Genomic DNA, 16,890 nt, shown 5'->3' with positions numbered 1-16,890 from the left:
AAAATCTTACTTAATTCAAAGGAAGACTAGTGATTAATTAATCATCGGGAGGGAATACAATGAATACGCTACTGAAAGATGTATTTGGAGTTTTTAAATTTGCGGAAGGGCTTTACGCGGGAATTAGAAAGGTATTAGTTCCACCCAAAGCTTATTCTTGGCAAACATTTATTTATCTGAGTGTTTTTTCTTGGGTAACTTCATATTTTGCTACAGGTTATATCAAAGATATAATCGCTTTTTTTGGTTGGTTATTTTTAATTGCCGGCACAGCTTGGTATACAACTGAAGATCCTCTGAGGGTTCCTGGTACTTTTATGCCAGTCGGGGCAGTGATCACTGGATTCTTAGTGAGTGTTTTTGCATTTGGAAGTCAAGAGGATGTAATTACGCCAAGAACAATCATTTTTTGGCCGACAATTTCAGCGCTAATTACGGCAATACCAGAATTTATTGAAGGAAGTGATACTGACGCTAAGGCTCGAATCCCTAAACCACAAGATCGCCAAAGAATCATAGTTTTAGTTGCTAGTAGTATGCTGCTAAGTTGCTGGATTCAGTTTTACTTTGTGATGGATAATTGGTTACGACAATATCCCAGTTTGCAGGCAGATAATTTTAAAAATAGTACCATTGTTGTCAGAACAGAAGAACAAGTAAAAATTCCACGAAACGGCGTTGTAATTTTAGAAAGACTTCAACCAATAGTAGTAGAACAAATAGCTGCAACACCTTGGTCAGAAGTAGAAAAATGGTTACTGGATGCAAGACAGCGGGTAGGAACTCTGGGTAGGGGAGTAATTCAAAAGAACCTGGGGAAATATGAAGAAAAGGAACTATGGCGCGTTGAACCGCGTGTAGCTAATACTAAGTCTGGATATATATTAGATTTATTAAGTATTTGGATAGGGCCAAGTTCTAATCCACGGGGCTATTACTTGAAAAAATCTTGTCGGATTGAACCAGTTGCAGCAACTAGCAATTCAGATAATAAGATTACAGTTGCAGAAATTGAATGCGATCGCGCCAGTAAACTTATTGCAGGATCACCGCCTCCGCAGCAGTAAGGGAGCAGGGTAAAAAACTAATTACCAATACTTCGACTACCCTCAGTACAAGTGACTAATGACAAATGACTAATAACAGAATTTTTGTATTGGCAAAGAATGTGTTTCAGGAAGTGGTACGCGATCGCATCTTATATATTATTGGTTTTTATGCGCTAATACTCGCCACTGCCTTCCGCGTCCTTCCTGAATTTGCAGCAACGGCTGAAGACAAAATGTTTTTAGACTTTGGGATGGCGGCGATGAATGCCATCGGGTTAATTGTAACGATATTTATTGGTACGGGACTAGTTAATAAAGAAATTGAAAAACGCACTATTTTGGTGTTAGTTGCTAAACCTGTAAGCCGCAGCGAAATTATTATCGGCAAATACTTGGGTTTATCCGCAGTACTAGCTGTACTTATCGCCACGATGACAGCAATTTATCTAGTCTTTCTGCAATTTGGTAATATCCCTCATCCAACGGCGAGCATTTTAATTGCGGCAATTTTCTTATTATTACAGTTGTCATTAATCACCGCTATGGCTATTACCTTCGGTGTTTTTACTGGTTCACTGTTAGCGACTGTTTTAACCTTTGCGGTATATCTAATCGGAAATATTACTCAAGATTTAGTACAACTTGGCCGTCTTAGCCGTAACCCTGGTATGGAACGTTTAACCCAAGGTTTGTTTCTCATTTTGCCAGATTTATCTCGATTAGATTTGAAAAATGATGCCGTTTATGGTCTGCAAGCACTACCTGACACAACTGCACTGATTACAAATGCTGGCTATGGCTTAGTTTATAGTGCCATGTTGTTAGCGATCGCTATTTTTATCTTCTCACAACGCGAATTTTAGTAATTAGACATGGGGAAGCCACCACGCTGCTTCATCAAAATTCAAAATCTAAAATTGAATGACTCCTGTTGTATGAATATTTCCTGACTTATGTCAGCATTTTTTGTTTTAAAAACCACTTAAAAAGCGTATTTTCAAGCGATTGGCGATTTTTTGGGAATTTATTGTTGATTATTTACTCAGCTGATATCCATTTGGGGTGTACTCTCAATATACGGTAACTACCACACTCGACCTTTGAGATACATTAAACCCAGAGGTGAATACCATGAAAAATTATGCTGATAAACAAGAATTTGTATTAAGTCAAATCACAAATAAATATTTTCAGCGCCGAGATTTCAGTGGATGTGACTTGAGTGGAATCGACTTAAAAGGAATTGATTTAAGTGGTGTTAACTTCATAGGCGCGGATTTGCGTGATGCAAATCTGTGTGGCTGTGTCCTCACTCGTGCTAATTTAAGTGGCGCAAATTTGATGCAAGCTAGCTTACATGATGCTAATTTGTATGAAGCATCTTTGTGTGAAGCTAATTTGATTAATGCTGATTTAAAAAGAGCAAATTTGTGCGGAACATTTTTATGGCGGGTGAAATTCATAGGTAGTAATCTTTGGGGTGCTTCTTTGTGTGATGTGGATTTGAGAGAAGCAGACCTAAGTAAAGCCAATTTAATTGAAGCATCGCTGATTGAAGCTAACTTAAGTTTTGCAAATCTCACAGGAGCAAAGTTATGTGGAGCAAAATTACTAGAAGCTAATTTGACTGAGGCCAACTTAACTGGTGCAGATTTGACATGGGCAAATTTAACCAAGGCAAACTTGAGTAAGGCAAACCTTTGGGAGACAAAGCTGATTTATGCGAAGTTTCGGGATACTATCATGCCTGATGGCACAATTGAGCAACCTCAGATAGTGATTTATTAGTCAGGAGCTATGCAATTGTTTTGGATTAAAGGAGAAATCTAAAATCTAAAATCCCAAATTGCCAGATTAATATCATCTGAACATGATATTAACTAGTTTGTTGAGCAAACGTGAGTTCGACCACCTTAATATAGCAATTCAATTTGATTTTTGAAAAAATTCTGTATACAAAACCCCTCAAAGTTTCTGGATATTCCAAAAATTTTGAGGGGTTGTATTTGATTTTGGTAACTTTTATTCTTTGTAGGCGAAGCTAACTATTAGTTGCCAATTTGAAAATATTTGCTGTCACTCCCAGGCTTTCTTCAAAAAGTGACTCGCGGCCCCAGCGTTGTACCTGCTGACTCAGCAATGCTTCCGCCTTTTGTTCCGAAAGTGAAGTCACCTGTTGAAACAGACCGGCAGATTGGGCACCACCGTGGGTTTCCATCCGCATACAACCACCAGTCTCCGAGCAAATAACTGTACCACAGTCTGCCTTCGGATTTGTTGAACTGAGGCGTAAGGCAATCAAGTCACCAACAATATCGCCCACATCAGCAACCGGAACTCCTGCTAACTCCGCTTCTACTTGTCGCTGGTCTTGAGCTATAAAACGGATGCGAGTGATGTCATAATCACCGCTTTCCTTTTGATAAGAGACTGGCTGCCATTCCAACCGACTTGCCAGCCAACCCAAAAACAGCAAAGCTTGAGCAGGGTTGCCTTTTTCGTAATCAATCGTAACCCGGTCAATCTCTTTGAGGGCGGCGCGACGCTTAGGTGAGTCGTAAGCTTCAGCTGTCAATTCCTGCCATGATGCGAGGCGACGCCAGTTCAAGTCAGCTAAAGGTACACCCGTTTCTACCAACTCTTGTAGGCGGAGTAAATCACTTTCTGGCTCGTTAAAGTTGCAAGAATCTACAATGACATTATTGCAGACTGCTGCTAGACGCTTGAATAAACTGTTGTTAGGGTCTGGCGTTGCCTTCCACCAGAGAAACTTCGGCAAGCCGCCAATCAACAATGCTGGAATCATGCCACCGATGCGTTCTAAGGCAGCAGCAGTACCACTGAGAGTGATGTATTCGCAGCAGATAAGTGTGCTTGACGATTGCTTTTGGATGGGGCAATAGGCAGAAACTTGAGCTTTAACCCCTTCATCTTCGCCAGCAATAGGAAATAACGCAATGATGCGGCAGGGATTGCGGAGAGCGATTTCATCGGCAATTCTGGGGCTGCCACTATTTAACCCACCAGCAGGATGTTCTCCTACAGAACCACTTCGCTGACCTTTAGCGAATTCTTCTCGTAATACAGTGAGAGTTTCAAGTGTTGGTGTTCCGGTTTCTGGTAGATTATGTTTCTTTTGTACTTCTCGCAATGCTGCTGCCATTTGTGGCCCTAAAATCCCATCAATTGGGCCATTGTAAAATCCCAAAGCAGCCAACAAATACTGAGTTTCTTCTGGTTCGTAGACCACTAAAGTAAATGTTGTTGCCCTAGTAGCACTCGGAAGCCCACCGTCCTCGCCAGTAATACCGTAACTTTGCCAAATTTGGTTCAGTTCCGCATCTATTTCGTTCAGCGAAATATCTTTCGGTGCCTGGAGTGAAAAAATTGTAGAAGCTTGGAGAGCCATAGTAGTTTTGAGTTGTCAGCTTTGTTTGTTGAATAATTTAGAAATTAGAAATTAGGAGTTAGGAGTTAGGAGAGACGCGACGAATCGCGTCTGTACAAGAGTTAAAAGTTAGGAGTTAAAGTTAAGAGTTTGGAGTTAAAAGAACTGAAATTCTTAACTCAAAAACTCATAATTTATAACTTATTACTCATAATTTATCACCGATAACTCATCACTCCTAACTCACCACTCCTAACTTTCTAGAGTCTGCGCCAGCGACGACCATCCTGGTTAATTAAGAATTCTGCTTCTGCTGGTTCCCAAGTACCGGCTTCATACTGAGGAATAGTAGTAGGATCAGCGGGTGCATCCCAAACGGAAAGAGCTGGTGTTACTACCTGCCAGGCTGCTTCTACTTCATCCGCCCGTGTAAACAATGTTTGATCGCCCATCATACAATCAAGGAATAAGCGATCGTAGGCATCAGATGTTGCTTGGATGCCAAAGGAACCATAACTAAAGTCCATGTCAACGGAACGAGTGCGGAATTCGGCCCCAGGCATTTTGACATCAAAACGCAAGGAAATACCTTCATTTGGCTGAATCCGCATCGTCAAAATATTGGCGTTGGTCTGTTGGGCGGCAGATTGGAACATCCGAGACGGAACTTCGCGGAAGTGAATCGAAATCTCACTCACTTTTTTCGGCATCCGCTTTCCGGTACGCAAGTAGAAAGGAACACCTTTCCAGCGCCAGTTATCCACCAAAAACTTCATCGCTACATAGGTCGGTGTGGTGGAGTTCGGGTCAACGCCTGGTTCTGTCCGATACCCTGGCACTGCTTGACCTTTCATCCAGCCAGCACTGTACTGACCACGGACTGCTGACCGCGACAAATTGTGAACATCAGCTAAACGAGTAGCTTGGAGTACCTTCACTTTTTCTGTGCGGATACTATCGGCATCCATTGCGTTGGGTGCTTCCATCGCCGTTAGGCAGTAAAGTTGCATGAGGTGATTTTGCAACATATCCCGTAGTGCGCCAGCGCTTTCATAGTAGCCAGCCCGGTCTTCCACTCCCACGGTTTCTGCCACGGTAATTTGCACGTGGTCAACAAATTGACGATTCCACAAGGGTTCAAAAATCGCATTGGCAAAGCGAAACACCAGCAAATTCTGGACTGTTTCTTTACCTAAGTAGTGGTCAATACGGTATACTTGATGTTCTTTGCAATATTTCTGTACTACTTGGTTAAGACTTTGGGCAGAGGCCAAGTCCCGACCAAAGGGTTTTTCAATTACTAGACGATGTTTGTAAGGATCTTCTAGCATCCCGCCGCTTCCTAGCTGCTTAATAGCTTCGGGAAAGAATGAAGGGGCTACTGAGAGGTAGAACATGCGATTGCCTCGCGTGCCCCGTTTTTCGTCTAATTCACTCAATAAGGTTTTCAGTTTTTGGTAGCTTTCGGGGTTGTCTATATCCCCAGGACTGTAGAACAGTCCTTGAGAGAAGTCTTGCCAAAGTTCCCCTAAATCGACATCAGGATGTGCCTCTTCCATGCCCTTCTGCATTTGTTCACGGAAGTATTCATGGCTCCACTCTCGACGCGCTACGCCGACAATAGTAGTTTCTGGCGGAATACGCCGTTCTCGCCGCAATTTGTAAAGTGCTGGCACTAGTTTGCGCCAGGTGAGATCACCAGAAGCGCCAAAGATAACTATAATCTGAGGTTCGGGCATCCCTTGTTGTTGCAGACCAACGCGCAAGGGATTTTCTAGCAGACTGACCATAGGAATTTTGGATTTTGGATTAGGGGTTTTGAGATTGGGGACTTGGGATTGGGCATCGGGCATGGGGGATTGGGCATGGGACACTGGGCATTGGTTATTCTCCTTGTCCCCTTGTCCCCTTGTCTCCCTCATCTCCCCACTCCCCAATACCCAGTCCCTACACTGGCGACAATACCTTGATCTTGTCTTCTAAAGAGTTCATCAAGGACTGGAAGGGCTGAATGAACTTGTCAATACCTTCAACTAACAGTTCATCCATTACGGCATTGAGATCGATGTTGATGTCCGGATCTTTGAGGTTTTCGATCAGCGTGTAAGCTTTATCTACATCTGTTTCTAAGCGATCGCCTACGTTACAATGATCGGCACAAGCTTTAATCGTCGCTGGTGGTACGGTGTTAACGGTATCAGGGCCTACCAACTCTTCGATATACATCACGTCGTTGTAGTTGGGGTCTTTGGTGCTGGTACTAGCCCAAAGTAACCGCTGTACTGTAGCTCCTTTTGCTGCCAAGGCTTGCCAACGATCGCTCTCAATAATTTTCTTGTATTCCTGGTACGCAATCTTAGCGTTAGCGATCGCTACTTTTCCTTTAACAGCTCTTAGCTTTGCTTCCACAGAAATATCATCAACGCCTTTCTTCAACTTAGCATCAATTTTGGCATCAATGTTGCTATCGATCCGGCTGAGGAAGAAGCTAGCGACTGAAGCAATTCTACTAATGTCTTTACCTTCAGCCAACCGTTTTTCTAAGCCACGAATATAAGCCCAAGCTGTGTTTACGTAGCTTTCTACAGAAAACAGCAACGTGATATTAACATTCATCCCTTCGGCTATTACCTGCTCCACTGCTGGCAAACCAGGTTCTGTGCCGGGAATTTTAATCATCAGATTTTCCCGACCAATCTCTTGGAAATATCGCCGGGCTTCGGTTATTGTTGCTTCAGTATCATGGGCGATAGTTGGTGGGACTTCGATACTCACATAACCATCTAGTCTATTCGAGGCTTCATAAACAGGGCGTAAAATATCACAAGCATTACGGATATCTGCAAAAACTAGCGATTCGTAAATTTTGTATGTCGGTAAATCAGCGCGAACTCCGGCTTCTATATCGGCATCATAAATGACGTTACCTGCGATCGCTTTCTCAAAGATAGCTGGGTTAGAGGTAATCCCAGAGATACCTTGATTTTCAACTAGGTCTTTAAGTTCGCCTGATTGAATAATGTCACGGCTCAAATTATCCATCCAGATACTTTGACCGTATTGGTTAATTTCTAGTAGATGATTGGTAGACATAGCTCTAATTTGTTTCACTCCTGTATAAGTGATGTTTCTAAGTAAAGTTGGCAAAACCCATCAAATGCTGATGGTTACTTTTGAATTGTGGCGTTGCCAATCACTTATCGCATCGGCCAGCTGAGATAATCTTTAATACATCTTTAAGAAGTGCTATTCTGCATTCCCAATCGTAAATCACCATGATTAACTTTTAATTAATGCCATAGGCTAGACGCATCCTTGATCCTTTTATTACCGTCTTCTAGTGCAGCATGGCAAAAATAACTATCCAGTTGAAAAAATTTAAAAAGCTTTATTTACAAGCTTTGTTTTTTCTAAGTCGTGCCTTTTTACACTAGTACAATTCGGCAGAAATAAACTTACCATTTCATTACAGCCAAAAAGCCGAAAATTAAAGCATGAGTGACTTTTGACTTTTGATTTTTGACTTCCGCCTTGCGGTGCTAGTGTCCGTTTTGAATAAAAGACTCTACCTTTGCTACATCCTCTTTGCTACCAATAATTAAGGGGGTGCGTTGATGCAGTTTTTTTGGTACCACATCTAAAATATCCATCAGTCCTGTAGTAGCACGACCGCCTGCTTGCTCAATCAAAAAGGCTAGAGGAGCGGTTTCATAAAGCAAGCGCAATTTACCATCTGGGTTTTGAATTGTGCCTGGGTAGAGAAACACGCCGCCTTGAACCAAAATTCTATGAATATCGCTCACCATTGCGCCGCTATAACGAGCGCTGTAGCCTTCTGTGCGATGAACGTAGCGGATGTATTCTCGAATTGATTCTTCCCACTGCCAGAAGTTCCCTTCGTTCACGCTGTAAACAGAGCCGTGGTTAGGAATCCGAATATTTTCTTCTGTGAGAATAAATTCTCCTAAGCTGGGATCAAGGACAAAGGAATGAACTCCCTTACCTATAGTATAAACCAGCATCGTGCAGGGCCCATACAGGATGTATCCGGCAGCGAGTTGCTTACGGCCGTTGGTGAGAAGGTCAGTTGCCTTACCATCGCTATCAGTCCCTTCTTGTTGGCGAATGGCGAAAATAGAACCCAAGCTGAGATTGTTATCAGTGTTAGATGAGCCATCAATTGGGTCATACAGTAGGGTATAGCGACCAATGGGGCAATTTTCCGGAATATAGTAGGGTTTTTCCATTTCCTCAGAAGCTAGGCGACAGACTAAGCCGCTTTGCTTAAAAACTGAGATAAATACATCATTGGCATAGACATCCATCTTTTTGACGGATTCTCCTTGCACATTAACTTCCCCAGTAAATCCGAGAACGCCTTCCATTAAACCAGCGCGACTCATGCGGCGAGCAACTAATTTGCCGGCCAGGGCAATGCGATTCATCAGCGCACTTAAATCTTGTGCATCTGGCGAAAAACTCTGAAGTTGCTGTAAGACGTGACGGGATAAGGTTGTACAATCACGATCTAGAGCTCTGTCTGTAACTTCATTGATAGACGAATCTAAAGAATCTGGCGCTTTAGCCATTTTTATATTCTCCGCAGCCACTAGCTGTTAATTGGGTTTTAGTCGTGTATGGCAACTTATGGTTGCTGCTTCTATCTTAGAAAGGTAATTTGATAACTTAGATGTGACTTTAGATAAACTAAAGAAATGAATTTTCAGTGACTCCTGCACTTAGAGCCTAAATACGTAGTAGTTTGTCTAAGAAATCACTTAATTTTAATCAGTAATTTACCTGGTTGCTATTTAGTTTTAGATATTAAGGGGTAAGTGGGGCTTTTGAAAGGATTTTTACCATCTGCGACAATCAAGTGATCGCACTGAAGCACCTAATCTTGAATAATTAGGAGGGACAAAATACCTATCCTACAAAAGTATGCAAAGAGCAACAGCTAGCATTAACCTCACACCTTGTTTAAATGTACTTTTGCAAACTTCAATCTGAGTAATTTATGATAATATACAAACTCTTGGGCGATTAGCACAGTGGTAGCGCACATCCTTCACACGGATGGGGTCACTGGTTCAAATCCAGTATCGCCCACTTATACATAGGAATTACGCAAAACGACACGCGCTCTGAGGCAATTCATGGGCGTTGCTGAATTAAGGGATGATTCATTGTAGGATGAGCATCTTACCCGCCCTGAAATACAAGGGATGCTCATATTGCCCATCCCGCATTTATGCAATGCCCTCATGAATTGCTCATAACTAGAAATCAGGGTTTTGACTACTGATTGCGTAGTTTTTAATACACTAAAGCTTTAACTAAATTAACTTTAATCTGATAATAAATAGTCCAGCATTTAAGTATTTAACTTTTTAAGCAAGTATATTTGCTGACTAGTTTATCAAAAAGCCTAATTGCTTGATCAAAATGCCTGTTTACTTTCTCAAAATACTTAAATGCTTTCTAAAAATGGCATTTGACTTACTCAAACCCCAGTTTGCTTTCTCATTTCAGTGTTTTCCGCAAGCAAAATGACATTTGACTTACTCAAACTCCAGTTTACTTTCTCATTTCAGTGTTTTCCGCAAGCAAAATGACATTTGACTTACTCAAACTCCAGTCAATCAAAGGAATTCTTACCCCAATAAGCATATTCCTTAGAGAATTCCAAGTAAAAAAATATTCCATTGGGATTGTTGACCGTTGACGGTTCACAGTTAACAGTCAACAGTCAACAGTCAACAACTTTAAGCGAAATAATCTATTTTTTGGAGTTCCCTTAAATATCTTGTGTGAGGTTGCACGATACTTAGGGCAAGCAGTAATCGGAGTTAAATCAATGAAACCGATACCCGTGAAATATCCTCAATAAGTGTGTTGTAAATAACAGCAAAGCACTATTAAACTCCTTCGCGTAGCATCTCGAAGAGAAGGCGAATCGGTTGTAGCTGACCAGATTTGGCAGGCTTATTAATCAAATTTCAGATAATTTACAAATCAATTATCTGGAATTTGCTTTTCCATGTATGAAGTCATAGTAGGTTTCCTAAGTCTCAAAATACTTGATGAGGTAACATGGCAGAGAACACAGTTAGAGTTTTCATTTCCTACTCTCACAAAGACGAAGCATTACGAGATAGTCTGGCAACTCATTTGAGTAACCTGCAATGGCAAGGCATTATCTCTAGCTGGTACGATCGCCAACTTACTGCTGGAACGGAGTGGAATGACAAGATTAAGAATGAGCTTGAGTCTGCTGATATTATTCTGCTACTGATCAGCCCAGACTTTATTGCCTCCAAATATTGCCGTGACATTGAAATTCCAATGGCGTTAAAGCAGCATGAGTTAAAACAGGCGTATGTCGTTCCAGTCATTCTGCGCCCATTTGACTGGTTTGATGCACCTTTTGGCAAGCTACAAGCGTTTCCTAAAGATGCCAAAGCCGTAACAACCTGGGTAAACCAGGATGAAGCTTTTGTCAGCGTTACACAAGGCATCCGAACAGCAGCCAAGCTCATGCTTGAATACCGCAAGCAACAAACGGAACAGAAACAGGTGATTCGATCACACTATCTCCAAAAAGTTGAGGAGGTTCTTTCAGACGGCATAATCTCTATCGTAGAACGGGACACTTTAGATGAACTTCGAGAAACATTAGGTTTAACGCCGGAAGAAGCAAATGAAATCGAAACTCGTGCGTATGAACCTTACAGCAGATATGAAGAGAATCTGAATAAATATAAGCAAACGCTCAGTAAGTTAATTGAGAAGGGTTATTACCCCTTCAATGAGGAGATTGAGAAGGACTTAGAAAATCGCCAAAGGGATTTAGGTTTAAAGCTTGAAGATGCGGCTCGAGTTGCAAAGCCAATTATTGAACAGGCTGAGTTAGATTATCAAGCTAAACAAAGATACCAAGGTGAATCTGAGGAATCACAAAAATTAGAACGTAAGCAGCATCTGGAGCAAAAAGAGTATGAAAACAAGCTTCAACGCTATAAACAAGAGTTTTCAAAAGCTATTCAAGCAGAATATCCATTAAGTTCGTATGTTTTGGATGGAATTCAAAGCTTTCGTCAACAATTAGGACTTAGAGAAGAGGATATTATGCGGATTGAGCGACCGATTAATGAAGTAGCTGAAGCAAAATATCAGGAAAAGATCAAGTATCAGCAAGAACTTGAAATTCAGCAAAAAAAATATCAATATGCATCAAGTTTTAATGAAGCAGAACAGCCTAGCTCCCCAGTTTCAATTATTCATAATATTCTTAAAGTATCCCAGGAAATTACACAAGAAGATTTAGGTGTTGAGACATTAGGTGGAATTATGACTGTGTTAATTCCAAAAGGTACAGTTCTTCCTACTAAAAAATCTGAAATCTTTAGTACGGCAGAAGATGGCCAATCTCGTGTTGATATAAAAGTTTTTATTGGAGAGAGTATATTAACACAGTACAATAAAAACCTTGGAAATCTTTGTTTAGAAGGTATTCCATTTGCAAAGAAAGGAGTACCCCAGATCGAATTAGAATTTGTTGTTAATAGTCAAGGTTCTATATATATATCAGCTAAAGATTTAGGTACTAATAACAAAATTGCGACCAAACTCAATCCTTCGCTTGATAATCTCAGTGGTTTTGCTAGACATGAATCAATTTCCAAAAGCCAAGTCAACGTACTCAATTCAGAACGAGGCGTTGATTATACCAACCTTTGCAATTTACTAGAAAAACAACTTTGGAAAGAAGCGGATCAAGAAACAACCCTTGCACTTCTTAAAGCCTCATTGCGAGAAGATAAAGGTTACTTTGATGAGCAATCAATCTCAAAGATTCCTTGCAGAGATTTAAATACTGTTGATCTTCTGTGGTTAAAATACAGTAAAGGACGGTTTGGTTTCACTGTCCAGAAGGCTTTATTTCAACATGTAGCTAAGGATAAAGGAAAATTTGGTCAAGCTATAGGTTGGCGTGGACAAAGTATGTGGGAATGGAAGATATACAAAGAATTGATTTTTAATTCTGAAGCGCCTTCTGGACAATTTCCTACACTGAAGAATCAAAATAGAGGGAATAAAGAGGATAATTATATGGATGCTGGTTTAGGAGGAGTAGGAATAGACTGCTTTCCAACTGTGTATGCAAGACTTTTAGAGTGCCAAATTTAGTTTTATTAATTGAGCCTATAGAAGTGAGTTTCGCTTGTGTAGATGCGGTTTTTAACCCCTAATTTAAAGTTAAATAGTAGGGTGCGTTACGCTACGCAATCACACACTCTACTATTTAACCTTTAACCAACTAATTTGCATCCTGTGTAGACATGTGTGTACACGGTAGCCTAAAAGGTGAAAATAGGTTAGAGGGAATCACTCCAGGTAATTACTAGCTTTCTGAAGTTTCCTGGGAGAACTTTTTATGGATAGTTCTAGTGGATTCCCCATCAGCAGCTACCGTTATGAGATAGTCCATTAAACCATCTGAAAAGGGAAGACGGAGGTGGAAAGTACCATCCGGTTTGATTTTGATGGCATGCCCACCAATGTTTACACTTGTATTTGGTTGGGTTGCTCCGTGAATAATCAACTCAGCATCTGCCACAAACCAAAAATCTTCGTGGGAACGATTGAAAACCCGAACATTAGGTGAACGGGCTATGAGTAACCAACGTAGTTTACCGCCGTAGGCATCGCCATCAGCGAGATAGCCAATTTCAACCATGTAGTCGCGATCGCTCACGGGAATAGCCACAAAGCGATCGCGTGCGACTTCTTCACATTCATACTGCTGTACAAGTTGGGGACTTTGATAACTCAAATCAATCCCAGTCACATCATAGAGCCGCACTACCAGTTGAGAGCCGCCTTGTTGTTGCAGTGCTTCGTTCTGAGCTTTGGAAATGTGCCAAGAAACATAAGCCCACTTGGGAGTGCGAGGTGTGAGCAAAATACTGCTCTCTTCTTCACTGATCTCTTCTTCTACATCTACCAAGTCAATAGCTGTTTGGCTTGTTAACGCTACATCTTCAACGGTGAAATCTGTCGGGATAATAGTTGTTTCGCTTGTTAAGGCTACATCTTCAATGGTGGGTTCTGAATGAACAGGACTGAAGACACGAACGATCGCTGAATGGGCGATGAACAACCAGCGTTCGCCATCAGCGAGATAGCCAATTTCAGCTATGTAATCGCGATCGCTGATGGGAATTTCCACGAAGCGATCGTGTGCTGTCTCGTCACATTCATACTGCTGTACAAGCTGAGGACTTTGATAACTCAAGTCTATCCCTGTTACATCATAGAGCCGGACTACCAATTGAGAGCCGCCCTGTTGGCGCAGCGCTGCTTTCTTGGTTTCGGAAATCTCCCAAGATACATCAGCCCATTGATGAGTGCGGGGTGTGAGGACGATACTGCTCTCTTCTTCAGTGATCTCTTCTTGGGCATCTACCAAGTTAATATCTGTTTCATCAGCAATCGCCAGATCATCAACTATGGGATCTGGATTAACAGGACTAAAGACACGAACAATTGCTGAACGGGTGATGAATAACCAGCGTAGTTTATCGCCGTAGGCATCGCCATCAGCGAGATAGCCAATTTCAGCTATGTAATCGCGCTCGCTGATGGGAATCTCCACAAAGCGATCGTGTGCTGTCTCGTCACATTCATACTGCTGTACAAGCTGGGGACTTTGATAACTCAGGTCTATCCCAGTTACATCATAGAGCCGCACTACCAATTGAGAGCCACCTTCTTGGCGCAGCGCTGCCTTTTTTAGTTCGGATATCTCCCAAGAGACATGAGCCAATGTAGAAGTATACGGTGTGAGCAAAATACTGCTCTCTTCTTCTGCATCTACCAAATCAATAGGTGTTTCGGTTACAATCGGCACATTGGTATCCGCAGTATCAATTTGGTTTTCGGCATCTGACCCAGAAATGGTAGTCCAGCCTGCAATCCCTACGCCTGCTGCTAGAGCAGTAGCAGCGGCAAAATCTGTGGAGTCAGCTTCAGCAATATCTTCCTCAACAGTAGGCTCTGCTTGAGATTCTTCCTCTGGCAAATCGGCAGTGGGTTCAGCTGCATCCGCTACCACATTAAATACATCTTCTGGCAATTCTGGCAAATCGAGCAGTGAGGATGTTTGTAACGCTGACGGTTCCACGTCGGCTGCCACTTCGTCATCCTCTAATAAGGGTAATTCATCTACTGAGGCTGTATCTTCAGTTGAGGTAATACTCTCTAGCCAGTTCAATTCTGCCTGAAGTTCCTCATCTATCTGATCTTCATCAACTTCTGTGTCCCAATATCCAAAATCAGATGTTACTTCTGGCACATCCGCTAATTCTGGGAGTGGGGCTGTCACCTCAGATGAAGGTAGTTCCACATCAGATGTCTCTTCTGGAATATTAGCTAGGTGAGGATATGAAGTATTTACTACAGCTGCTGGGGCTTCTATGTCCCATGCAATTTCATCAGAATCAGGAGTGCTTGTCTCCGTATAGTTACTTGGCGGGACTGTCTCATCAATGGCGTTTGTTTCTGTTTCTTTGTTGGTAAAGGCAGACCAGGTGGCCGCCCCAATGCCCGTTGTTAGAGCCGCACCATTAGTTAAAGCTGCGGCTCCCAAGTTGTTATTTTCTGAACCATTAGCTACACCGGATGTTGTACCTTCATAGGAGTTAGAGGTGCCATTAGTTGCCTCTTGTACTAAATTTGATGTCTCCTGAGTAGCATTCTCTGTCAGATCAGATTGTGTTTGAGTATAAATGTTGAAAGGAATGCGATCAGGGGTTTCTTGCTCTTGAAAGTGCGGCACTGGTTGTTCTTCAAGCATCGCTCCGTTCAGGGAGGAAGCTGTGCTGGTGTTGAGTACCGCCGTTTCATCATCTGTGTTGGGTGGATGAGGATTTGATTCTGGTAAGTTGTCTGTTTTCTCAGTGGGTAATGGGCGTTTTCCCAAAATCCACCATAAAAACGCTCCACCTACAGTAGTAAAAAACAAAGGTAGGAGCAACCAAAATGGTGTTTCTCTATTTACAATTGGACTGGTTTGTGCAGTAGCAGGAGCTACAAAAGGCTGTTCGCCAAATGCAGAAGTAGTGGCACTAGGGGAAGCTGTAGCAGCAGTTGTCGTCTGGGCATCAGGGGAAGGGGTGAGTGCAGGTTGTAATAAGCTAGCTGCGATCGCCTCTGCTTCAGCAGTTCTAGCTTGTTCTATAGCCTGCTGTCCTGGGGCTGCAAGGGTAAAGCCGAGAAAATCTACTGTGCTTAAACTCGGATTTTTTTTGTAAACGTAAACTAAAGGTTGCGAGAAGGGATATTTATCATCATCTGGCAAAGCTTGATGTAATTGCAGAACTCGCACACCTTTCAATTTCGACACCTGATTAGCTAACACATAGCTGATGCCGTCTTTGCCCAGTTGTTTGATGATTTCTACGGTATTATCCTCAGTTACTTGGGTAGCATTGGGCCCTGTAGCAAATTCAGCAGTCTTGAAGGCTGGATAAGTCCGAAAAGTATTGCGAGTCTCACTGGTGTTAGGGCGATCGATTACCCGAATCTTCTCTGAAGGGCCTCCTAGTTGTGACCAATTTGTAATTTGTCCCCGGAAAATTCGGGCGAATTGCCTACTAGTCAAGCTTTGCTTGAAAGGATTATCTTCACCAACCACGATCGCAATCTTTTCACGGTACAAGCGAACTTGCTCCAGTCCTTGGGCTTTTTCTGCTGGTGTCAATCCACGCCCCATTGCTACTATGTCGATTTTGCCATCTAGCAAATCTTTCAGTGCCGTATCTGTGCCGTTAGCAGCAACTTCAACCTTTGTGCCGGAAAACTGTTTTTCAAAATTTTCTTTCAGGCTTTGGTTGATTGCACCCAAGCTACTTGAACCATCAATCCGCACTATCGTCCCATTTTGCACTGTTTGCGGCAGTGTAAAAGAGGGAGAATCAGGTTTAGATTGTGCCAGCATCGGTGCTGATACCACCAAACTTCCTGCCATAGGGGTTGTAGCTAAGGCAACCCATAATACCAGCCTGATTATCGAAGTATCTTTTTTTCCTTGTTGCCACATATGCCCTTTATTAAAGTAAAAAATAGAAAGCCTACCAGTCCTAAATCACAATCTTGTTAGGGATTATGGAGGAGACGCGCTAATTATACATCTGAGTTATCTTTACTTCTAAGTTCCTTCAGCGCACTTATATTGATTTATACTTCGATGTAGATTGAATAGCATGATAATTTATACTCTAATTGCCAGAGTCTGTTTACTATAAAATGTTCTAATTTAGATTGCAACTTATACCAAGTTGGTAGCTTATGGCCACAATTATGAATTATTGAATTACTAAAACTGGTAAAGTGTAGCAAATTCAATATTATTTAACAATATTATTTTCAGTAGTACTGAGTACTGAGTAC

Annotated in this window: 9 protein-coding genes and 1 tRNA gene; 5 read left to right on the top strand and 5 right to left on the bottom strand. The window is 41.9% G+C overall.

The features are described from left to right. Positions 1-59: 59 nt before the first annotated feature. From fraD to H6G92_RS29820, 3 genes are all read left to right on the top strand, one after another. A complete protein-coding gene (fraD, locus tag H6G92_RS29830) occupies positions 60-1,067 on the top strand; it encodes a septal junction protein FraD (protein WP_190899238.1) in 1,008 nt (335 codons plus the stop codon). Between the two features lie 65 nt (positions 1,068-1,132). Beyond that, positions 1,133-1,912, top strand: a complete 780-nt coding sequence (locus H6G92_RS29825) for an ABC transporter permease (RefSeq protein ID WP_190899236.1) — start codon at positions 1,133-1,135, stop codon at positions 1,910-1,912. A gap of 268 nt (positions 1,913-2,180) precedes the next feature. After that, complete coding sequence (locus tag H6G92_RS29820) at positions 2,181-2,837, top strand: pentapeptide repeat-containing protein (RefSeq protein WP_190899235.1); 657 nt, start codon at positions 2,181-2,183, stop codon at positions 2,835-2,837. 253 nt (positions 2,838-3,090) lie between these two features. Here the strand turns inward: H6G92_RS29820 and opcA are convergent, their stop codons facing one another. The 4 genes from opcA to fbp form a co-directional block, all read right to left on the bottom strand. Next, positions 3,091-4,458 (bottom strand): glucose-6-phosphate dehydrogenase assembly protein OpcA, encoded by a 1,368-nt coding sequence (opcA, locus tag H6G92_RS29815; protein ID WP_190899233.1) that lies wholly within the window; start codon positions 4,456-4,458, stop codon positions 3,091-3,093. A gap of 239 nt (positions 4,459-4,697) precedes the next feature. Then, positions 4,698-6,227, bottom strand: a complete 1,530-nt coding sequence (gene zwf, locus H6G92_RS29810) for a glucose-6-phosphate dehydrogenase (RefSeq protein ID WP_190899254.1) — start codon at positions 6,225-6,227, stop codon at positions 4,698-4,700. A 157-nt stretch (positions 6,228-6,384) separates the two neighbouring features. Next, the gene (tal, locus tag H6G92_RS29805; protein ID WP_190899231.1) at positions 6,385-7,530 is read right to left on the bottom strand and encodes a transaldolase; all 1,146 of its coding nucleotides are present in this window, start codon (positions 7,528-7,530) and stop codon (positions 6,385-6,387) included. 446 nt (positions 7,531-7,976) lie between these two features. Beyond that, positions 7,977-9,026 (bottom strand): class 1 fructose-bisphosphatase, encoded by a 1,050-nt coding sequence (gene fbp / locus H6G92_RS29800; RefSeq protein ID WP_190899229.1) that lies wholly within the window; start codon positions 9,024-9,026, stop codon positions 7,977-7,979. A gap of 448 nt (positions 9,027-9,474) precedes the next feature. On the opposite strand from fbp, the gene H6G92_RS29795 reads away from it, so the two are divergent. Both H6G92_RS29795 and H6G92_RS29790 read left to right on the top strand, forming a co-directional pair. After that, a tRNA-Val gene (locus H6G92_RS29795) sits at positions 9,475-9,546 on the top strand. A gap of 984 nt (positions 9,547-10,530) precedes the next feature. Continuing rightward, on the top strand, positions 10,531-12,627 hold the full coding sequence (locus H6G92_RS29790; protein ID WP_190899227.1) for a GUN4 domain-containing protein: 2,097 nt from the start codon (positions 10,531-10,533) through the stop codon (positions 12,625-12,627). 214 nt (positions 12,628-12,841) lie between these two features. Here the strand turns inward: H6G92_RS29790 and H6G92_RS29785 are convergent, their stop codons facing one another. Beyond that, the gene (locus H6G92_RS29785) at positions 12,842-16,468 is read right to left on the bottom strand and encodes a DUF4912 domain-containing protein (protein ID WP_190899225.1); all 3,627 of its coding nucleotides are present in this window, start codon (positions 16,466-16,468) and stop codon (positions 12,842-12,844) included. Positions 16,469-16,890 lie beyond the last annotated feature (422 nt).

It is taken from the genome of Nostoc foliaceum FACHB-393, assembly GCF_014698505.1.
GTDB lineage: Bacteria > Cyanobacteriota > Cyanobacteriia > Cyanobacteriales > Nostocaceae > Nostoc > Nostoc foliaceum_A.
Note: the sequence above shows the minus strand (reverse complement) of the source record. Positions and strands in the feature narration are given on the sequence as shown.